Annotated in this window: 24 protein-coding genes; 7 read left to right on the top strand and 17 right to left on the bottom strand. The window is 35.0% G+C overall.

What is annotated here, in order from left to right; genetic code table 11:
• Positions 1-289 precede the first annotated feature (289 nt).
• The 5 genes from I2490_RS08225 to I2490_RS08205 all read left to right on the top strand — a co-directional run bounded on the left by I2490_RS08225 (position 290) and on the right by I2490_RS08205 (position 4,808).
• Entirely contained in the window at positions 290-1,492 is a 1,203-nt protein-coding gene (locus tag I2490_RS08225; RefSeq protein ID WP_206459233.1) for an aminotransferase class V-fold PLP-dependent enzyme, read from the top strand.
• A 60-nt stretch (positions 1,493-1,552) separates the two neighbouring features.
• Positions 1,553-1,786 (top strand): hypothetical protein, encoded by a 234-nt coding sequence (locus tag I2490_RS08220; protein ID WP_330634511.1) that lies wholly within the window; start codon positions 1,553-1,555, stop codon positions 1,784-1,786.
• A 106-nt stretch (positions 1,787-1,892) separates the two neighbouring features.
• Positions 1,893-2,984 carry an S-layer homology domain-containing protein gene (locus I2490_RS08215; protein ID WP_206457956.1) on the top strand — a complete coding sequence of 364 codons (1,092 nt, stop codon included), beginning with the start codon at positions 1,893-1,895 and terminating at the stop codon, positions 2,982-2,984.
• Positions 2,985-3,270: 286 nt separating this feature from the next.
• Positions 3,271-3,618, top strand: a complete 348-nt coding sequence (locus tag I2490_RS08210) for a hypothetical protein (protein WP_206457955.1) — start codon at positions 3,271-3,273, stop codon at positions 3,616-3,618.
• 11 nt (positions 3,619-3,629) lie between these two features.
• On the top strand, positions 3,630-4,808 hold the full coding sequence (locus I2490_RS08205; RefSeq protein WP_206457954.1) for a cation:proton antiporter: 1,179 nt from the start codon (positions 3,630-3,632) through the stop codon (positions 4,806-4,808).
• A gap of 248 nt (positions 4,809-5,056) precedes the next feature.
• On the opposite strand, the gene I2490_RS08200 is transcribed toward I2490_RS08205, so the two are convergent.
• Together I2490_RS08200 and I2490_RS08195 are read right to left on the bottom strand one after the other, a co-directional pair.
• Positions 5,057-5,602, bottom strand: a complete 546-nt coding sequence (locus tag I2490_RS08200) for a flavodoxin domain-containing protein (RefSeq protein WP_206457953.1) — start codon at positions 5,600-5,602, stop codon at positions 5,057-5,059.
• Positions 5,603-5,788: 186 nt separating this feature from the next.
• The gene (locus I2490_RS08195) at positions 5,789-6,352 is read right to left on the bottom strand and encodes a hypothetical protein (RefSeq protein WP_206457952.1); all 564 of its coding nucleotides are present in this window, start codon (positions 6,350-6,352) and stop codon (positions 5,789-5,791) included.
• Positions 6,353-6,793: 441 nt separating this feature from the next.
• On the opposite strand from I2490_RS08195, the gene I2490_RS08190 reads away from it, so the two are divergent.
• Positions 6,794-7,123 carry a hypothetical protein gene (locus tag I2490_RS08190; protein ID WP_206457951.1) on the top strand — a complete coding sequence of 110 codons (330 nt, stop codon included), beginning with the start codon at positions 6,794-6,796 and terminating at the stop codon, positions 7,121-7,123.
• A 31-nt stretch (positions 7,124-7,154) separates the two neighbouring features.
• On the top strand, positions 7,155-7,727 hold the full coding sequence (locus tag I2490_RS08185; protein ID WP_206457950.1) for a hypothetical protein: 573 nt from the start codon (positions 7,155-7,157) through the stop codon (positions 7,725-7,727).
• Positions 7,728-7,875: 148 nt separating this feature from the next.
• Here the strand turns inward: I2490_RS08185 and I2490_RS08180 are convergent, their stop codons facing one another.
• The 15 genes from I2490_RS08180 to I2490_RS08110 all read right to left on the bottom strand — a co-directional run bounded on the left by I2490_RS08180 (position 7,876) and on the right by I2490_RS08110 (position 21,365).
• A complete protein-coding gene (locus tag I2490_RS08180) occupies positions 7,876-8,916 on the bottom strand; it encodes a hypothetical protein (protein WP_206457949.1) in 1,041 nt (346 codons plus the stop codon).
• A gap of 269 nt (positions 8,917-9,185) precedes the next feature.
• The gene (locus I2490_RS08175) at positions 9,186-10,391 is read right to left on the bottom strand and encodes an IS110 family transposase (RefSeq protein ID WP_206459232.1); all 1,206 of its coding nucleotides are present in this window, start codon (positions 10,389-10,391) and stop codon (positions 9,186-9,188) included.
• Positions 10,392-10,652: 261 nt separating this feature from the next.
• Complete coding sequence (locus I2490_RS08170; RefSeq protein WP_206459231.1) at positions 10,653-10,958, bottom strand: hypothetical protein; 306 nt, start codon at positions 10,956-10,958, stop codon at positions 10,653-10,655.
• 20 nt (positions 10,959-10,978) lie between these two features.
• Positions 10,979-12,001 (bottom strand): DUF7225 domain-containing protein, encoded by a 1,023-nt coding sequence (locus I2490_RS16630; protein WP_245157115.1) that lies wholly within the window; start codon positions 11,999-12,001, stop codon positions 10,979-10,981.
• A gap of 101 nt (positions 12,002-12,102) precedes the next feature.
• Entirely contained in the window at positions 12,103-13,305 is a 1,203-nt protein-coding gene (locus I2490_RS08160; RefSeq protein ID WP_206459230.1) for an esterase/lipase family protein, read from the bottom strand.
• Positions 13,306-13,397: 92 nt separating this feature from the next.
• Positions 13,398-13,976, bottom strand: a complete 579-nt coding sequence (locus I2490_RS08155; protein ID WP_206459229.1) for a YdcF family protein — start codon at positions 13,974-13,976, stop codon at positions 13,398-13,400.
• A 168-nt stretch (positions 13,977-14,144) separates the two neighbouring features.
• A complete protein-coding gene (locus tag I2490_RS08150; RefSeq protein WP_206459228.1) occupies positions 14,145-14,705 on the bottom strand; it encodes a hypothetical protein in 561 nt (186 codons plus the stop codon).
• A 38-nt stretch (positions 14,706-14,743) separates the two neighbouring features.
• Entirely contained in the window at positions 14,744-16,990 is a 2,247-nt protein-coding gene (locus tag I2490_RS08145; protein WP_206459227.1) for a DUF3160 domain-containing protein, read from the bottom strand.
• A 123-nt stretch (positions 16,991-17,113) separates the two neighbouring features.
• A complete protein-coding gene (locus tag I2490_RS08140; RefSeq protein WP_206459226.1) occupies positions 17,114-18,100 on the bottom strand; it encodes a hypothetical protein in 987 nt (328 codons plus the stop codon).
• A gap of 79 nt (positions 18,101-18,179) precedes the next feature.
• Entirely contained in the window at positions 18,180-18,461 is a 282-nt protein-coding gene (locus I2490_RS08135; RefSeq protein ID WP_206459225.1) for a DUF503 domain-containing protein, read from the bottom strand.
• 108 nt (positions 18,462-18,569) lie between these two features.
• A complete protein-coding gene (locus I2490_RS08130; protein WP_206459224.1) occupies positions 18,570-19,037 on the bottom strand; it encodes a DUF2691 family protein in 468 nt (155 codons plus the stop codon).
• 54 nt (positions 19,038-19,091) lie between these two features.
• Positions 19,092-19,775 (bottom strand): CPBP family intramembrane glutamic endopeptidase, encoded by a 684-nt coding sequence (locus tag I2490_RS08125; RefSeq protein WP_245157114.1) that lies wholly within the window; start codon positions 19,773-19,775, stop codon positions 19,092-19,094.
• Between the two features lie 247 nt (positions 19,776-20,022).
• Entirely contained in the window at positions 20,023-20,463 is a 441-nt protein-coding gene (locus I2490_RS08120; RefSeq protein WP_209010591.1) for a GNAT family N-acetyltransferase, read from the bottom strand.
• 23 nt (positions 20,464-20,486) lie between these two features.
• Positions 20,487-20,678, bottom strand: coding sequence for a 50S ribosome-binding protein YggL (locus I2490_RS08115; protein ID WP_206459223.1), 192 nt, complete (start codon positions 20,676-20,678; stop codon positions 20,487-20,489).
• 54 nt (positions 20,679-20,732) lie between these two features.
• The gene (locus tag I2490_RS08110; RefSeq protein ID WP_206459222.1) at positions 20,733-21,365 is read right to left on the bottom strand and encodes a methyltransferase family protein; all 633 of its coding nucleotides are present in this window, start codon (positions 21,363-21,365) and stop codon (positions 20,733-20,735) included.
• Between the last annotated feature and the right edge of the window lie 2 nt (positions 21,366-21,367).

Here is a 21,367-nt window from a genome sequence, read left to right as displayed (position 1 = left end):
CTTTTATTTTTTCTTTTTTTAAAAGCTTTATAGAAAAAATAGAAAATACCTTGCAGAAATTATAAGAATATAAATTTAGCAAGGTATTTTGTCTACAGTCTGAAACAACGTGATACGTTGTCTTTTTTTAGGAAAAATTAATTTAAAACGAATATTATACTAACTTTTAAGGAACTTATTTTTAATTTATGCATATGTATTATTGTATTAAAAGATTCAAATGTAAGAAAGGAAAACTAGAATTGAAAAAAAACAAAATAATCTTGCATATGCATTAAGAAAATTAGTCATGGATACATCATCATTGATTCCAACGAATAATGGAACTTTAAATAGTATTTATTTTGATAATGCTGGTACAACACCTCCCTTTAAATCTGTTATGAATGAATTGGAAAAATATTTGCCATGGTATAAATATGTATCAGATAAATCGAGAAAAGCAAAGTTTCTATCAGAGTTATATGAAGACAGTCGAACCAGTCTTATGAACTTTTTCAATGCAGATATCGAAAACAATACTGTAATTTATACGAAAAATACGACGGAAGCAATTAACATACTAAGCAATGTAATCTGTCAGCAAAATTCAGATATGAACCCTGTGGTGCTTACAACTTATATGGAGCATTTATCGGATTATTTGCCATGGAAATATAGATGTGAAACTGATTTGGTTAATGTAGACCAAGATGGCAGACTATCTATTCTTGATTTAGAGCAAAAGCTATTAAAGTATAGAGGAAGAGTAAAGTTAGTGGCAGTTACTGGTGCAAGTAATGTAACCGGATACGTTAATCCGATTCACGAAATTGCGAGATTAGCGCATATACATAATGCAGAAATTCTAGTAGATGCTGCACAATTGATGCAGCATCGTAAAATTAATATGAATCCAGCAGATGCAATGGAGAGCATTGATTATATAGCGTTTAGTGCGCATAAAACGTATGCGCCATTCTTTACCGGTGCTCTTGTAGGAAATAAACATGTTCTAAATATGGGTTACCCTCTTTGTTACGGAGCAGGGATTACAGAACTAGTTACAGACAATGAAATTATATTGAAAGATAGCCCGCAGCGATATGAAGCTGGTTCTAACAATATATTAGGGGTAATTGCTTTAGCGACTGCAATACAAACAATGGCACAAATAAATATGGATGTTATAGAAAAACATGAATCTGAATTGCTTTCTTATGCAATGCATCACTTAAATTTGAATCCCAATATAATCATTTATGGAGACAATAAGCATTTAGAAGATAGAATACCAATTATTGCATTCAATGTAAAAGATAAAACGCACGAAGAAGTAGCAAAGTACCTATATGAAGATTATGGAATCATAGTGAAAAATGGACTTTGTGGTGCAGATTTATATGTAAAGAAGCTAATCGGTGGAAGCCCATATACAGGTATTGTTCGAATCAGTATGGGTTTGTATAATCAGGATTTTGAGATTGATCGTTTGATAAAAGCTTTACATTGAAAAGACTTTCCATCTCATTAATTAATAAACTGAAAAAGATTAGAATGAAAGGATGTGATCGTGTTGGGTATCATTGCAATAATTAATTGTCTGCTCTTAGAAGTTTGCATATTTTTCTTAGTAACATGGATTTTTTGGTGGCTTTGGAATATGACTATGCCACAAGTATTCAATCTTAATAAAATTACATGTTGGCAAGCTTTCAGGCTTTTGCTGATTGCTGGAATTGTTTTTGGTGGTACATACTTTAAATTCTTTAGTGTTACTTTAGCGCAATTTGGTAATTACTTATAATTTTTATTAAGTATACTGGAACATTTTCTCTGCGTAACCGTCTATATGTAAAAGAGGTTAATTATGCCTCTTACCTGATGAGCATATAGAAAAGGAGCAATAATGTATGAAGAAGAATTTAGTTGCAATAGCTTTGACCGGCGCTTTGCTCTGTACGATGAGTGTCCAAGCCGTGGCGGCGGAAGTCCCAAATCCTACACTGTCCGCTATACCCACAACAGAGAAATCCCAGTCCCTGAGCGACAGCGTTCTATACTATGGGCAAGTCAAGAAGATTGTCACGAATAAGGACGGGACAATCTCTCAGCTTCGACTGGATTCGGAGCGTTTCGGCGAATATGTAGTAAACCTTTCTGCGGAAACTGTTTGGATTGACAGCGGAAACCATTCTGCAGATGATCCGTCTGATCTAAAGGAAGGCGAGGGGATTTATGTGTTCCACAGTCCTGTGGAAACAGCCTCTCTTCCTCCACAGTCCTCCGCTTTTGCCATTGTGCGCAATATCCCCCAGGATGTGGGTTGCGCTCAATATCATGAAGTCGAAGCCATTAGAGAAGAGGATGGAAAGCTGAAGATAACCACAGACAATGGCGGTTTATTCATCTTGGCTGACGAGGAAACGAAAATTTCTTCTTATCTCGAAGATGCTTCCACAACCCTGAACGATATTCAGCCCAACACTTATATTATGGCATGGTATGAAAGCTATGCGACGGTTTATCCCGGACAGACCTATGCAAACCATATTATGCTACTGGAAGAGGCAGATGCCGAAGCTCTTACCCGAGCTGGTTTGGTTTCACTTCTGCACAACATGGAAGGCAACCCGGTTGTAAACTATGCTATGAGTTACACTGATGTAAACGGCAATGATTCTTATGCGGAGGCAATCCGCTGGGCAAGTAGTAAAGGCTTGGTTAGCGGATATGGCAATGGCAGTTTTTGCCCGAATGATGTGGTAAGCCGTGAGCAGTTGGTTACCATATTGTGGCGTTATGCTGGTAGTCCGATGCTGATGGACTATCCTGGTCTGACACAGTTTAGTGATGCCGGTGATATTTCTGCCTTTGCTCGCCAGGCTATGGCTTGGGCACACCAGAAAGGATTGATTTCTGCCACTAATGATGGGCTTCTCGCCCCTCATGGCACGGCAACAGCAGGAGAAGTCGAAAAGATCATCCAACTACTTGATAACTAAGAGTAAGCAAATGGTACGTTCAGCTCCTAATTTGCTTTGTTGATTTACTTGTGATATACTAAAGAAGTACTTAAAAACAGAATAATGAAAAGAACCGTCTAAAGAGATACAGAAGGGCTTTTGGTATTGTTGTCGTTTGGCACTGATATGAAAAGCCTTTTTTTTATAATCTGTTTGCGTAGATAAAATGAGTATACCGATTAAGATATGAATATAATTGATAATAATTAGAATTGCAAAAATAGTTATTAACCGAGAAAGGCTTTATGGAGTGGAGGAGAAGATTATGAAAAAGCAACTATTATTTTTGGTTCTTAATAAAATAGGCGTTCTTAATAAATTGCTTATGGACCTAAATACAAATGGAATTAAAGGTGCAACTGTGATGAATTCTGTCGGTATGGCAGGAGCCCTTGCATCTGCTGAGGAAGGTATGTCTTTTGCACCATTTAAGATGATGTTTTCCGGTATTGCAGAGGATAATAAAACAATTTTAATGGTTATCGATGAGGACCAAATTCCAATTGTACAAAAAGTTATTACCGAGCTTGTGGGTGATTTGTCAAACCCTAATACAGCTTTTATGTTTGCAGTTCCTATAACCTTTGTTGATGGGATAACTTGCATGAAATAGGGGGAGAGAAAATGCCGCAGTTCACTACTTTATTATATGTTGGATCAATACTACTATTTGGATTGTTATTTGGGCGGTTTGTTAAAATTTTCAAGTTCCCGAATGTTACAGGTTATCTTTTATCAGGTCTTATATTAGGCCCACATATTTTGAGTTTTTATTCTTTGGAAGTAATTCAAGACTGTTCAATCGTATCGGAAATGGCACTGGCTTTTATTGCATTTATTATAGGCTGTGAATTCAAAAGAAGCTTTTTAAAAAAGCTAGGGATTACGCCTGTAGTGATTGCTTTTTTTGAAGCACTTTTGGCTGTTGTTATTGTAGATACAATCTTAATTGTAACAGGGCATAATGTTGCATTTTCTATTGTTCTTGGTTCCATTGCAGCAGCAACAGCTCCGGCAGCAACGGTAATGATAATCAAGCAATATCGTGCTAAGGGGCCTGTTACTGATATGCTCATGAGTGTCGTTGCTTTAGATGATTCTGTGGCTCTTATTGCTTTTGCAATATCTGTTTCTGTAGCTAAGAGCCTTAACGGCAATGGCGATCTAAGTGTTGTACAAGCTATTTTAACACCTATGGTTGAAATATTTTTTACACTCATAATGGGTACGATATTTGGAATATCCATTTACATTCTCATGAAATTCTTTAAAAAGCAAAACAATCAATTGATTATTACAGTTTCTGTAATATTTATTTGCTCTTCATTGAGTTCGTTTTTTGGATTGTCTTCTTTGCTGTCGTGTATGATGTGTGGAATGTTATTTTGCAATATCAGCAGTGAAAGTGATGAAATTGTGTCATTGCTGGGTACTTGTACACCGCCAATATATGTAATGTTTTTTGTTGTATCTGGTGCCCAACTTAATATTGAATTAATACCTCAAATAGGTAGTATAGGTTTAATTTATGTTATAGGAAGAGTAATCGGAAAGTTGCTTGGTGCTAGAATTGGTGCAGAAATCATGAGAGCAAACAAAGCAATATGTCGTTATGTTGGACCAGCTTTAATTCCGCAAGCAGGTGTTGCGATAGGGCTCATTGTAGTTGCAGAGACTGTTGTGCCAGAATATTCAGATCAAATACGTACGATCATACTTTGCGCTACAATGTTATATGAAATAGTAGGTCCGGTTATTGCTAAATCAGCTTTGAAAAAAGCAGGAGAAATTCAAGAGACTTAAAAGATATGAATAGAATTAAAAAGTTAATAATTTTTGTAGTTTTGTAGTTTAATTATTTTTATTGTCAGCATGTATAAATCAAGAAATAGATTAAAACAGTATTAAAAAAAACACTGTACATAATTTAAACTGAGGAGAGGCTAACTATAGAGTTAACGGACAGAAGGGTTCTTTTCATAAAAATTTACTTATTAATAGACTCTGGATCGTGGGACTAACTCTGAAAAATATAATTTTAATTAATATGATTACAGTTTTTGAATATAACTGACAATGGGTAATATTGTTGATCTATCAGTAAAATCGACAGCTTTGCCATAGGTAGATATGAATTCCTTATCCTCAATTCGCAAGGAATCATAATCTTTTTTATTAATCATTCTATAAAGCATTGCCATCATTGCCTTATGCGCAATGCTGAGTTTAGCGTAATCTATAGCGCCACGTAAATGAAATAATTTGATTTTATTCTGCATTTGAGTTGTAAGAACTTTATTAAGGCTTTGCTTAATACTATCAGTATTTTCTTTATCCATAGGATCAGCCAACCCACAAGTAAACAGAATCAGATTTTTATTGCTAAGTTGATCAAAGTTCTTTGTTACTATGTCAATTCCGCTTACACCACCGGCGTATAGTCCACCACCATAAATGATGGTATCATATGGTTCCAGATCAGCTAATTTAATGTTTTTCCGCTCAAATAAATCACAAGATAATTCTTCTGAAATCCACTCAGCATATTTTTTAGTCGCTCCATACTTGGACTGATATACAACTACAATTTTTCTCATATATCTACTCCTTTTCACCTTGGTGCAACGTTTTCATTTTTTAATATCTTCGCGTTTTTTTCTACTTAAGTATATTCACCTCAACATGCAATTAACATTATAAATAATATTTACAGTGTTAATTGTATTTCTTATAAATTACTTTATCAAGAAAATTATTTTAGGAGGGCAAATCACTTATGAACTTTAATGTCTTTTCCATAGAGATAATTCTGGATAAGTAAAAGGGGGTGAGTAATTTTTATCATGATTTTCTATCCATTTGTTTATTTCTTGTATTTCTTCTGCTGTTAAATTATTTGAAGAAATAGATTCAGAACATACCTCTCCGTATTCTTCCCATACAACTTTAAATGACACCTTAATAATGTTTTTATCTTTAAAATAAAAATACCAACGCCTTTCACCGATAAAGAAATGCCTGTCGCTATTAAGGTACCAATCGATATCCATTGTATCAATTTCATCATTGTCCTTATAATATATTTTACCAATTATATAAGGAAATAGATCCATATTTAAAGCTCCTTTATATGTAAAATATGGTGTAAGACTGTCTTTTTCAGGGATACAGAATTCCCAATTATCACTTTTAGCTATGGTTTGTTTTGAAGAGATAGAAAACACATCGGCATATGTAGAAGTAATGTTAAAAAAGCCTGAAGCAAATAATTGTATGAGATTAATAATAAAGAATATAAAAAATATTAGTGTAACTTTTTTTAGAATACTTTTGTTTTTGTTTGTCATAATTAGTTCCTCCATTTATTTTATTACTTGTTTCATTGAAACGAAATGGGTATAATTCTACGACAATTATTTTCAATAATTACATAATATTATATATTTTAGATATTTCAAGTATAATTACAATACTTTTAAATTATTAATACATATTTATACTTTATACGTGATTTAAAAGGGAAAGAAGTAGTGCTTCTACTGATTAAATTAAAATTAAATGTAAACAAACAAAAGTCCTTCTGTATGTATGGAAGGGCTTTTGTATCATTTCGTTATCTTCTTCTATTATTGTTATAAAAATCTATAATTAGAGTTATCTAGTATTACTAATTGGCCAGCTTGATAATTTATTTAATATAGGATAAACTTGGAGGCAAAGAATATGAAATATATGGTAGTAATTATACTATTAGAAGATAAGCTCAGAAATTGAGAAAGGTTAACTTTATGATGAATTTTATTAAAAAATGGAAGTATTGGATTATAGCTTTAATAAGTACTTTGTTATCTGTTAAATTCAATGGGTTTATACATATAAATTCTCAGCAAATTAGTGGAATGAATACTTATTCGGGAGGGCTTCCGATTACATGGTTTGAATTTTATTATCCAGAGGGCACTGATTTAACATTTAGCTATATAATTAATAATTGGTGGGGACATCACTTTATTCAATTAGGAGCAATGTTTCTGAATGTAGCTCTCATTGTTTTTATTATTCATATAATAAAAGAATTATTCATTAAATTCATCTCTAAAAATTCAAGTAATTCTTAGGGAGAATATACCCGAAGGGGAGAGGGGTTATATGAAACGATGTATTGTTTTATTATTGTTAATATTGTTTTTAGCTATTTTTTCACATTACTATTTTGAGCCGTCATTAGAGCTAATAAGCTCGAATGTTACGATTCTTAATGATAAAGAAGTAGTGGGTTCTATAGGTATTAATGTAGGTGAACAAAAGGAACGAGAAGTTGTCCCAACTGCATTGTATTACGAATTTAAAATTAAAAATGTTGGTAATAAGAATATTAATATTAATGACACTTATGATTTAAAGGTGAAGCTTGAACCGAATAATAAATTAAAGGAAGTATCGGAAGAGACAGTTGGAATTAATATATTTGACCCATCTTCTTATATGGCGACTGGTCTAGGATATGGGGAATCGTCTTCTTATGATTTTATGAAAAAAGGAGAAGAAGGAGAGGTTACTTTTACATTTGATTTAGGCGTAAGTGAGAGAATTCCAGAAGTAAGACTTATTACTCCATCAGAGGAAAAGTTGGAAAAACTATTGAACTATGCTTTAGATGCATCTTTAATTGTAATATTTGAAGATGAAGAAATAGCACGTTTTAACTTAAATGAAAAATAATACTATATTTTATGATTTAAATATATGTAAGAGGACGAGTTATGAACTTAAATGTCTTTTTCATAGAGATTATTCTAGATAAATTAAATTTAAATGTAAACAAACAAAAGCCCTTCTGTATGTATGGAAGGGCTTTTGTATCATTTCGTTATCTTCTTCTATTATTGTTGTTATTATTTGGTCGGCAAGGATCACAGCAATCATTGAAATTATTATCTCTGCATGGGTCGCAGCAAGGATCACAGCAAGGATCGCAAATGCATTGACAATCATCTTCTTCCTCTTCTACTTCCGGATTGTATTTGCTTTGGATTTGATTTGGAAATAGTTGAGGGAAGCTATCGCAAATTGAAGAGGATTCTGGTAACAATTGAACATAACCAGTAGAAAGTACGCAAAGCTGAACAGGAACTATGATTTTCTTTTCACAAGTAACACATAACGCGATGATCAGATTGGCTTTTACTGTACCGTCTGGGCAGATGGTTAAATCACGGCCCATATTATTGGTTGCCAGTCTTGTTTCGCATGCTGGATTACAGAATTCAGTAAAGCGTGGAAGGAATGCACTGTTTTGTGTAGATGGGATACAAAGTTCAAAGAAGTTTGTAAGTAACAGCGGAGCACATTCCTGTGCAATATTTACCTTAGTGTAAACAGTAAAGGTAACTTCATGATCATATCTGTCACAGAGTAACAGATCCAAATATACCATTACATCACCAGTAATGGAAATGTTTTGTGTACCGAAAATAGGGGTTCCCCTGCCCTTATCATCACAATCCTGAGTATCTGCATAAACAATTTTTTCTGAATAAGTACCGTCTGGACCTACAACAGTTACATCGTCGCCGTTTGCACATTTAATAAAGGTTCCGCCTGAAATTGTCGTATTGATATTTAGCTTTAAATTAGTAGGGTCTTCTACGTTTTGAGGGTTGAAGGCTCTTTTACAGCGAATATCTACAATACGTTTTAAGCGGTGGCCTCTAGGAATTGCTGGAGTGAAGCATTGATTGTTGACTGTTTTTAACCCTTGAAGATTAAACAGTACAGCATCAAAAACCTTTTGTACATAAATCGGCTCCGAGACAACGTTGTTTAAATTACCGTCGAACTCACACATATCGTGTCCGTTGCAGCAATTTGAAAAGAGGTCCGGCGATATACGTCCACCGAAACAACTCATATATTTACCTCCTTTTTTTGGTCAATTAAGTAATTGGTTTCACAGATAGTATATTCAAACACAAAATATGTGTTACGGATTCTAGCTTTCTTGGCAATAAAAATATATAATAAAATTATAAAAAACGTAAATGTACAAGTTAATTAGCCTGCAAATAAAAAGTCAATAGTAAAAAGTTGATTTTTTTCAAAAGTACAATGAGGAAATATGACCATCACAAAAAGACCACCGGATATGGCTGGTCTGAAATAAGGGTATGTATGTGGTAATTACTGCGGAAGAGATGCTAAGTATTCTTTCACTCGTCCATAGTAGATACGTAAGAACTTATTGGCACCTGCAGTCATGTAGACATAATAAGGTTTACCTTGAGCACGTTTCTTGTCCATAAATAGATACACGGCATCATCCTGTGGCTTATTTTTGATAAGAGCGTCCATGACCTGAAACAAAGTTTTACGCAAGGTAGAAGATCCTCTTTTGGAAGCATGAACACTCTTTTGTTCATAGGTTCCAGATTGATTTACACCTGGATCGACACCAGCAAATGCTGTAATGGCGCCTTTGTGAGTAAAGCGTGTAACATCTCCAATTTCAGCAATTAGCTGAGGACCTAGAGACGAACCAACGCCTTTCATTTCCATGACGATAAAGTACTCTGGCAGTTTAGATGCAGTTTCATGCATTAAAGAACGAAGTTGTTCCACTGTTTGAGAGGCGATATTTAGCTGTTCTACAGCCTGTTTAACAATCAGTTTGGTTAAGTCATCTTTAGGAAGTACGGGAATAAGCTCCTTAGCTGCACCATAGATTTCTTCAGCTTTTGATTTACTGAAGTTGTACTTCTTTCTCTTGCACCATTTCTGATAATGGTCGGTGAAAGCATTTAGAGACATTTTACGAACACAGTCCACATGCCAGTATGTAGTGGCGAAATCAACCCATTTCTGACTACCATCATTACGGGCAGGGCTATCGAAGTAAGTATTAACACCTGGATAGGTTTGATCAAGAATGCCGATAAAGTTGTTTTTCATAGCCGTTTTGTGCTTTATATAGAAACCAAACTGACGGTTCATTGTTTTTAACTGATTGCGTATTTCATCCATAAGACAATACTGTTTCAAATCAGTCCAGCTGTCAAGAGCATAACGAGCTATTTTAACAGCATCTGCCTTATCAGACTTGACTTTACGGAGAGAATTATCTCCGAAATCTTTAATAAGTTTTGGATTTACGGCACTTACGAAAAGATTTGCCTGAGAAAGCTCATGAGCTAATGGTTCGTAATAACGACCAGTATGCTCCATGACAATCCGTGATTCACCTTCAATGGATTTGATTTGTTCAATTAAGAAACTAATTTCACTTGAAGTGTGGTGAATCTCAAAAGGTGAAGAAACAATCTCACCATATGGGCGGAGAATAGCAATCATGCTTTTGCCCTTAGAAACATCAATACCTACTGCGTTCATAAATTTGTCACTCCTATAGATTATTGCAATGGATAAACACCAGTTTTACTCATTGCCTATTCCATCTACTGTGGTGTGACCCGAACGTACTGTAGGAAGCAGTTCAACCTGCATAAAACGAACGCTGCGAATGAGGAGCTGGTTAGCAGTCTAATTTACGGACGCGAAGTCCAAGAAAGGAAGACGCCATACCTATTGCTCCATACATTCTAACAGCTTAAGCAACAAGATGGATAGTGACCTGACTGGCTGTCAAGCACATTAACCATAAATATATTGTAGTAGAAAGGAGGATAATTTCAGATTTTCCTTCTCATAATTTCGAACTGCCGGAAATGGAAATTGCTCAGGCTCGTCAGTTACCTTTTCACCATCCCAAGGTACATCCTGCACCAGTTCCTCTTTCACGGCATATTCATTGTCTCCTATATATAGCGCATACTCATACTTCTCAGGTAGTTGTGATTGTTCGTTTTCGCTCTTTTCTACCTCTGCTTTACAGCCAGTCAGCATTATACTTCCTGTTACTAGGATTATGCAAAGTAATATGTAATTTAATCTTTTCATAAATTCCTCCAATAGGCAAACTATTTATAATTAGTAGGAAAATACTTCTTTCCTACTTGCCAAAGGTATTTATCAATCATTTTTAAATTATAACTCTTAAGCTTATAAAATGATTGAAATTGTAATAAAATCTGCTTAAATTTCTTATAATTTTTTAACTCGTCCCCTTTAAATTCAGAAAACCCGTCTACATCTCTGAAATAGCAGAGAACTTTATCCACATATCTGTCATAGATTGGATAAGCATTCGGATTGTGATGACTACAATATTTTGTAGCAAAAGAATAAAAATTCTTTTCATGTCCATTAATGTTAATGCACTTAATATCATCTACCAACGTTTCATCATTTTTTTGCAATCTTTCATCAATATCAAGATCTACAATGTGTTTTGCAACGGGAAAAATTGAAAATATATTCGTACTGTAAAAGTCATTCAGCGTAGATGCTTTCAGTAAAACATCAGAAATATCTTTATTGTTTGGACAGAGTTCAAAAAACAGCTTGTTCAATGCATTTTCTTGTAGATAATAATTTTCTAGTTTATCCCATGCAACCAAATATTTCTCAACCTCTGTAATAGATGGGTAAGGAACATCTACCCTCTTTCTCTGTTTACTCGGTCTTTTTGCTTTAGATATTGAACTTTTCTGTAAAGTATATTTAGGATTATCTGTTTTAATGGCTTTATCAATACCCCATTTAGAAAAGTATCTGCCATTTTTCCATTCGCCAACAATTTCTACTTCACCTGTCCCTTTTGGTGTATGATAAACTTTTCCTGAATATGGATAGTTTTTACCAAGATATTTATATTTTCCTCTCAAAACATACTCAAAAATATAAAACTTATTCATCTCTTTATCTGCTTGTTTACCCAAATTTGTAATATTATAGCAATATCCACTTGGGATAATACTTGATTTATTAATCCCATGCTTTACGTAAATTGTATGAATTATCTCATCTCTAGTAAAAAGAGTTCCAATGGGATAATTAGAAAAAGTTTGCTCAATAAGTTCTAAAATAGTAGGTTTATTCATAAGTATACCCCCGACCTCAACTATATAATTGGTTTCCAATTTAATTAAAAATTATTTCATTCTATAATATCCGCACATAATAACACTATTAGGCGGTATTTTTAATAAAATATATAAAAATAAAAACTTGTCTCCCCCCATGTAAAAGAGTCAATCGACACCAGACCATCATTTAAACCGTCAAAATGTTTTACAAGATGATATGAGAAATTTAAGGGAAACTTGCCGCTCGTAGCTTTATTTAATTTAGACCCGACACTTTGATAAAAAACATTAGGAGCATCCACGATTGTTTCATTTCTTTTTTTACAAGAAGACACTGTCAGGTCATTCACTGCAGCCAAAAAATCCGGATTATTATCTCCTAATTTTTTGAGTGCCAGATTATATTTTTGTGCAATAAAATCCCGAGAGCTTTCAGGAATTTTTGAGAGTAAATACTCTGCAAAAAGACATCCTCGGTGAGGCGTATTAATGGTTGTAACTGAAGCAACCCACTTTTCTGCACCAAATTTACTGATAGCATATCTGCAATCCAACCCGCCCTTTGAATGCGCAATGATATTCACTTTTTTACAACCAGTTTCATGGACAATCTGGCTTATTCTTTCGGATATTTCTTTTCCACAGTCAGCAACGGATGCAGCGGACTGTTGGTTACCATAATATATAATTGCTCCGTTCCTTTCCAGTTCACTCGGAATTCTGCCCCAGTAATTTAAATATTTAAAATCCCGAAAAAAAACACCATGTACGAGAAGAAGAGGATATTTAGTTCGACAAATATAATTCTTTTGCCGTTCAATGTTAATCCATATTTTTGCACTTTCAAAAGCCGTTTCTTTTAAAACAATATGAATAATTTTACATAGGACAAACAAATGAACTATCGGAATCCAACCACAGAGAATTCCGATCAGGCGCCATTTAATAGCAAGCTGCAAAGAAGTAATATAGACCCTGACTATGCCATTCCAAAAAACTATTGATTCCATGACAATTGCAAATAATAGACCTACTATCCATGAAGAAGTTAAGCCAAAATGCATCCTAAAAATAAAAAACATCGTTGATAGAAATGTGGATATAAGGAAAATAATCAAAAGCTCGCATCCGTCACCACAAACCCGTAGCCTTAGCGTTGGCATTTTTCTTTTATAGAACGATGGAGTTATATTAACAAGAACAAAGCCGATAGTCAGTATCACCACAAGATATGTATGTTCCCGGATTGCAGGTAGACTGTATATATTAGCAGCACAAAATACAATCCATGTATTAATTGTTGTTGTAAGTATTTTCATTAAAGTTGATACCTCTATAAAGTAAAGTGACATTAAATTGATTTTAAAAATATACCGTTCGAAAACGGAAAATTGGACTGCGTAATCTTTCGTTATCTGCTGCCATCTATTAGATATTTATAGTAAGCAGGAAACTCTCTTAAAAGCGAATAAATATCACGGACTTCATAGCTTGTGGAATGGGCTGAATATACATCATCTAATCCAACCCTATAAAATGCTAATTTTGTTCTTGTGATATGATAAAACTGAGAAATTATTGTAACGGTATGAAAATCCATCTGCTCCATAATCTTTTTTGTATTCTTTGCTGTCATATAGGAATTATTTCCTACTCCATCCACTAGAATTCTATCACCAGATATTCCTTTTTCTATCAAGTATTCTTTCATTACTATTGCTTCGCTGAATCCTTCTTTCCCAAAGCCTCCACTGACGATAATGTAATCAAAATATCCTTTCTCATACAGTTCGATTGCTTTGTCTAACCTCCCCTGCAATCTCACAGAAGGGGTTCCGTCTAGCTCGACTTTATTCCCTAACACGACTGCAGCATCAGACTTCCCAAGATCGTCATTTAACCCGTCAATAGTAATTATCAGCGTATGGATCCCAAACCAAAGTAGAAATATTAAAATTAGAATGTATATTATTTTTTTATGTTTTTTCAAAGCATCACCAGTATAACTATTCCTTCCTTTGCATGCAATATACCTTAATTCTTTACCAAATTGCCTTAAATTTCACGAACTAATGAAGACTAGTTCGTCATTAACCTCTCTGCAAGTCACATACTGTCGAGAGCATAAATAGGAAATAAACACTTTTGGTATCATCAGTCAGCTAATACATGGTACAAAGCCCCATCCTTGCCAGGTATATATAAATTCTCTTTGCTCGTCTCTTGAATAATCTTCCGTATATTCGCCCTCAACGGTTCTTAAGACCGCGCCGGTAGACACAGGATTTGAAATGCCTTCACTGATTTCAAAACTGTAGATTGGTCGTGGAAGATTTGATGATGCCCATAACGTTTTCGCGTATCCGCCACGAATGGTATATAAAAACAGATGATTTCTGACTCGTGGGTCGTCGTTTTCATCGAAATTCTTATAAAAGCTATAGGATTTCCACAGGGAAAATAAGCAATCGGTATTCCCATCCCCATCAATGTCAAAAAGACTAAAATCATCGACAAACCAGTATTTATCCGAGCGCCAGATTTCCTTCCCATTTTGATCAAGGAAAGAGAGAACGCCGTCCTCAAGGACATAAGTATAATCTCCCGACGTCTCTACCTTGTTAACTGATTCGTAAAGAGCTTTTTCCTTTATGAATTCTCTATACTCATCAGTGTCTCCGTATTCCCGAGAACAACCCGGTAAAAGCACGCTTATCATGAGCACCACCGCGATAAGCACGCATAATGCTTTATAACTCATTGAACAATAAAGGCGTTTTTCCACTCGGAGAGAGGTGGGATATTATTGCTGTTGAGAGCCTGGTGCCACTCTTCGTCGGTCATCCGCTTATCAATAGGCACCGTAAACTCATATTGGGAGTAAACTAGCCCTACGCCGAGAACTACACCCTCGTCTCTTGGAAAGGCAACGACAATGGTTTTGGCAAAGCCGGTAGCTTCTTCAAGGATAAACCCGTTGGGATCGGTGGCCACGTCGGCCACAATAGCATCTGGGTGCTCATACAAATACGAATCCTTATCGGCATATCCATACTGAGCTTCTAAGGCTTCCAATTCGTCTTTTTTCGCCGCGTCCCAAATATGCTCAAGCTCTCCACCATAATTGCGGATAAAATCATATTCCTCACTTGTCAGCTTTTTATACGCCAGTTCCTTTTGGGAAATTTCTGTAAGCTTGTTTGCAACTCCATATAAGTTTTCCAGAGCATCGGCCGTTTCATCTGTTATTAAATTCGCTACTGTAAGCCCATCCCTAGTCTGACTAACAAGCAAAGCCAATCGGCCGAAAAGCTCAGGGTTTGGTTCCACATATCCCCTGTCATCCGGTGGTAATGGTGGTTCATCACCGCCTCCACCCCTCTCTGCCATTGGTTGCTTTGCGTAAAGCAGGGTATCGTGTTTTAGCTCCGTCCAGCTTCCCAAAAACGTATTCAGCTCCTTGCGCGTCCAAGCCACATTCTGCATGAAGAAGGGATACCCCGTTCTATCAATATTACTTGCCAATGGATGCAACATATTGAGCCACGACCAATAGAGATTAGACGTCCAAACATCATCCTTTACTGTGCTTATATATTCTCTCACATTCCCAAGATTTCCGTCATAATCTGGATATTTATCCACACTATAATCGCTTTTGAGGATATTGTAAGCTTCATCTGAACCAAAAGCCGCTGGCACATCCAAGGCATTTGGTAGCATACGGTACTTGGTTTCCCGATCAATCAAACGCTGAAAGATGCTGGCATCTATTGTAAAGCGCTGTCCCAAGAAACGGAACCCAGTAATTGCCTTATCGCGATTCGGCTGGATGGTATCTTCATATACAGGAATAGAATTTATGGTTGGAGATGGCAAATCTTTTATCACCTCAAGGGTCTGCTCAAATTTGATCTTATCCGTCACAACCGGCAGAGAGGCAACATCGTCGCCATAAATGTCCGACAGACTTTGGGTATAATCCACCGGTGTAATGTCGTCACATTCACCCACAAAGAAATTAATAGTTTGAAAAATCGTATTCCAGTCCTGTGAATTTTCCACAGTTTGAATAGCGGAAGTCATCAGAAGCGCCGAACGCACCTCATCGGGATAGGCCGAACGAAGCGTCATCTGGCCATACCACATCGATGCCTTGAAATAATCCTGCAGTTCCTCTGACTGGGTATAATGGCCACGGGGAATAAACTGGGAATAATCGACACTATAATAATCGATCGGACTCATGAAGATTTGACCAAAATTAATCAACGGAGACTTTTTAATTCCCTCATGAGCTTCGATTAAGGCAATTTCCTTGTCGACAAGATCCACAACTTCTTTTTTCACAGTAAAATCACTGTCAAGGAGTTTGCCGCCCACACAAAAAAAGGCCACGTTTCGAAATGCCGCGTTTTCAAATTCCGTCCCCTTTAGCTCCAAATACTGCTGATAGGACGCTTTTGCCATATTGTATGACAGCTTCTTCAAACAAAGCATTAGACTGCTTCGCTCAACGTCTTTCAGCACATAATCATACATTAAATGGAAGGTGTGGACAACGGAATCGGTGGTAATAAAACTGGGAATATAGTCGTACCGATTGCTTTCATATTGACTATAGTATTCATTGTGATTCAATGAATCAATTACAACAAAGCCATTTTGTTCGATGCGATTGGCGGCTTCGTCCGACAGTTGAAGGGCGAAATAGTAATCTCCTACATCATTGGTGCCATATTTAAACTGATTTTTATTGACAATATTGTCAAGTCCAGGCAATACGGTGTACTCTGGAACATTTGCGACACCGTCGTAAATGAACATATTGGTGCTTGGGAATACTGCTTCGGTACTAATGGCGCGGTATCCCACTTTATCAACCGGGTTGTTGATGACACCTTTATCGCTATCTGCAGTGCTTTGCCCTGGACTTTCTTCTTTACATGCTGTCAAAGACAACAGCATAACGAGGGTCAAGACAATTGCTATGACTCTTTTCATGTTGTTGATTCCTCCTTTTTATAATCTCGCTCCATACGGAGTTTAGGACCATTCTATTTATAAAATGTTTCAAAGCATCATAAACATAATAGAAATTAAATTTGCTACGGGATATGCTCATAATTAGAGCTTTACAAAAAACTCAAAAACATCCCCTTGATTAATATTTTCAAAACCAGATTCTGTAATGGTTAACACCGCCATATTGTCTTGAATGATAATTGTACCCTTTACTTGCCTATCTTGATCTTCAAAAAAAAGTGTTTCTCCATCGGTCTTAGCAACTCCTTCTAATTCTGTCAAACGGTAGAGAGCAACAGTGGCTTCATATGACTCATCTCCCTGATATGTTAAATCCAATTTACTATATATGTCTGCTGTTCCCTGCGTATCTACATACGAACCCGAATAATCATCTTTCTTTGGAAGTATAACTGTTTCTTCCGATTCTTCCTTATCAATGTTTTCAGTCGTTTCGTTCAGGATGGGCGCTACTTCATCTGTCATAATCCATACATCATTAACCTTTGAAAATTCCAATGTTTCCGTATGGTCAAACTCATCAAAGAGCTTAAAATCAACAGTAACATATTGTTTACCATCTTTTTCTTCTACATACTTCACGCTTTCCAAATCACATGTCACAGCCCCGTAGCCCCTTGAACCTCTTACCAAATAGAGCTGTCCCTCATATTCCAAAAAGTCGTTTAAAAACCATTTATCGATGACATCATCAGATAAATATTTTTTTAAATAATCCCTTACCTCAGAATTTGTTTTGAAGTTTGTTACGGTATCATATGAGGAATATGTAGGGTCAATAAAGAAGTCATCATATTTGCTCTCTTCACCCGGTTTAAAAAGCAGGGCAATTTCACCCATGCCATCAGCATATGCACTCTTGCTTTCATATGCAGCTAAATAGCTATCATCAAAGTCCACCTCTGCACAAAACATCTCCTGCACACAGGAATCAAGATAGAGTACGTTAGGAGCAATATCCTCCAAAAAATTTTCCTCACTAAACACCTTTACCTTAGATGAGTCATTGCACGAAGCCATAGAAAAAAGCATAAATACAGATAAGGCTAATATTGCTATTTTTTTCATAGTCATTCTCTCCTCTAGCTGTAGCATAAAGATGAACACAATATAAATAATTAGTATTTCGCTTATCTTAAAATTGTGGTTATCTAATTTCACGATAAATGTCTAGGATTTCACCTTCCGTATGATCCTCAATGAATGTAATGACACCATCAATTATGCTATCTGCAAATTTGGTCGTGTTGGTAACACAGGCAATTCCCAAAACAATTGTTTGGTGTATATCCTGCGCATCTATCTCCGATATGGATATATTAAATTTATTTTGCACTTTGAAAATGATACTCTTAACCACCATACGCTTTTCTTTCAAAGAGTGTACCCAAGGCACATAAATCTTAACGGATGCAACGCCAATAATCATTCTGCAGTCTCCTTTATATAAGTTGATTTTAGGATGTACCATTCGTCAAATAATATAATTGGTCAATTTAAACATAATGGGAAGCTAATTTTGTAAGTTGATTTCAGATTATGACAATCTACAGATTCCTTCAATTAATTCTTTTTCACTAATATAATTTACATTTTCATATCCTTTAGACAGAGCATAACTGTATATCATTGATATTAATTGAATATCTTTACTCAAAATTATGACACCAGAACAATCATATACTGTAAGAAATATTTTGCACTTACTATCTATGAATTCTTTGTAATTTGTTATGTGTTGAATAGTCTCACCTTTGTTAAAAGCCATTAATGTAACAAAAACCATATAATACTTATTATCTTTTGCAATATTATATAATTCATTTCCAGTTAATAGATTATCGTTAAACAAAGGCTGATTAATAAATTCGTTACCATGTAATAGATGTATCTCATCATAATCAATTAACCACTGATAGTCACTATATGGCAGAGGCTCTAATAAATACGAAAGATAATTCCCGTATTCATTTGGGATTTGAAAACTAACTCCCTTATTCTTCATTTGAAATATCTCCCTCTCACTAATTAAAAATTCTTCCTCATTTTCATCAATTATCTAATATCCTTTTGTTCTCCTGCACTTTAAGTAATATATAAGAACGATCACAAATGAAATGGTTTGCGCAATTGTAATCCTTAGAAACATAAGTTCATCTGCTCCTTTATTAGATACAACATGCAATATATTTACTATTGTATTATTTACAAAATGATCTCCCATGGCCATATAAAGAGAACCGGTTATCTTTGTTAGTAGGGCAAACTTGAAACCAACCAGCGCTGAAGTGATTACTAGCATTGAAATATTTATAATCATTCCCTCAAAGCTGCTAATTCCGTCATAATAATTCCGAACAGGACCAATAAGATGCCATAAACCAAATAGTATGGATGCAATTACTGCTGAAAGAATAAAGTTATATTTCTTTTCCAAAATTGTTTGAAAAAGACCTCTGAAGATACCCTCTTCCATTACTACATTTATGATATTGCCTGCAATGCAAATTAAAAAGAAGCTTATACTTGTTTGATTTCCTATATTTCCATCCACTGCATAGCTACTTACATATAGCTCTAATGACTGAAACTTGCCCTGCATAACGGAAATAAAAATCTCCACACCATAAGCCACTAAAAATACAGCAGTACCCAAAATCAGGCCTTGAAAAGTTCGCTTTAGGATATTATTTTTTGTAAAACCGATTTCTTGCGCAGTAATTGTCAATAATCTCACTGCCATAAGCAAAACAAAAATACCTATGAGCTTATGTAAAAACGCTTCCCCCAAAAAGTTTTATCGGTTCGTAAAATAAAATATTCTATTGTACGGAATATCCAACATATAAGATAAATTATTGTTATTATCCATATGGTTTGCTTGTATCTCTGCATATTTATCTATTACTCCATAAAAGAAAGTCAATTTTCTTAGTATCTGTTATCATTACATTTTTGTTTGTGACTAAAATTACATTCATAATCTTGAGTTACAATTTCTTCTTATAACCTTTGTTGTTTTTTTGAAATCCATATTTTTCATAAAAATTACAAGCATCTATTCTATCAATTTCAGTTACTAAGAGCATTTGGGTACATTCTCTTTCCTTTGCTCGATCTTCTAATTTAGAAAGGAGCATATGTCCGATGCCATTCTTTCGGAATGCCTTGTCAACAATCATATTTTCTACCAGTAAAAAAGGTCTGCAATCTCCATATAATTCTTTGCATACAATCCCCATAACAGAAGCAATAATTTGATTGTCTATTTGTGCCACAAGGATAATGTGATTATTTTCAATTTCAAGAGCATCAAACTGCAATGCCATCTTGCTAACGTCAGACTTTTCTCCCCAAAACTGTTCATAGAGGTTTGATAGCTCAATTAAATCGTGCTTTTGTAAATTTCTTATTATTATATTATTTCCCATTAAATTCATCCCCCTTGCTCATTTTATTCATCAAGTACATATTTTCCTTTTGTACCATCAGGATTAATATAGAATCCATCGATGATCGTATTTATTCCTCCTCCGAATGACCAGCCATTCACCTCTATGAATTCAATAAACTTATCCATAAATTCATCTTCCGACAATTCAGCCGGAACTTCCACGCATCCCTGAAATTCGAATTCTTTTCTCATGCAAATCACCTCTTTAGCAATATCAACAAACTGGGAAGCTTAACTCTGGTTTGCTCAAAATATAAACCCGATAATAGTACCTATTACAGCTAATGTAAAAATAATAATTTCTAATTTATTTAAAAGAATAGTTTTAACGTTCTTTGTATACCGCTTATATTCTTCACCAAAGATCGGAATAAGTTGATGTTTCTCTTCAATAATCGCATTCATATATTGAGCGATTACAATTATTAACGCAAGTATCATTGCAGCAAGGGAACGAAGTGACATCAGAAAGCCTGCCTGCAAAATTATAAATGTTCCATACATAGGATGACGTACTTTTGCATAATAGCCATTAACCAGCAATTTTCTTTGTTCATTGCTGCCTTCTTTTTTTGCACTATGATTCTGCACTGATATTTGTGACAGTCTTACTGTTCCATAAGAGAAAATAATTAGCCCACATACGAAGTAGACTAAATCAACTTTTATAAACCTTATGCCTCCAAGAGCAAACCACGTATCAAAATCATTCCAAGGTTGAACGTCCGGAATATATAATAGAACATACTTTATCAGAAAAAACAATAAAGTATAGCCTGCAACTCCCCATACGAATGCTATGATTTTTTGTAAAGAACGATTTGATTGCAACATGTTATATTGCTTATCAAATTGAAGTTTCTTCTCATATTTTAACATAA

Origin of the sequence: Anaerovorax sp. IOR16 (assembly GCF_017168145.1) — a bacterium.
Taxonomy (GTDB): domain Bacteria; phylum Bacillota; class Clostridia; order Peptostreptococcales; family Anaerovoracaceae; genus IOR16.
Note: the sequence above shows the minus strand (reverse complement) of the source record. Positions and strands in the feature narration are given on the sequence as shown.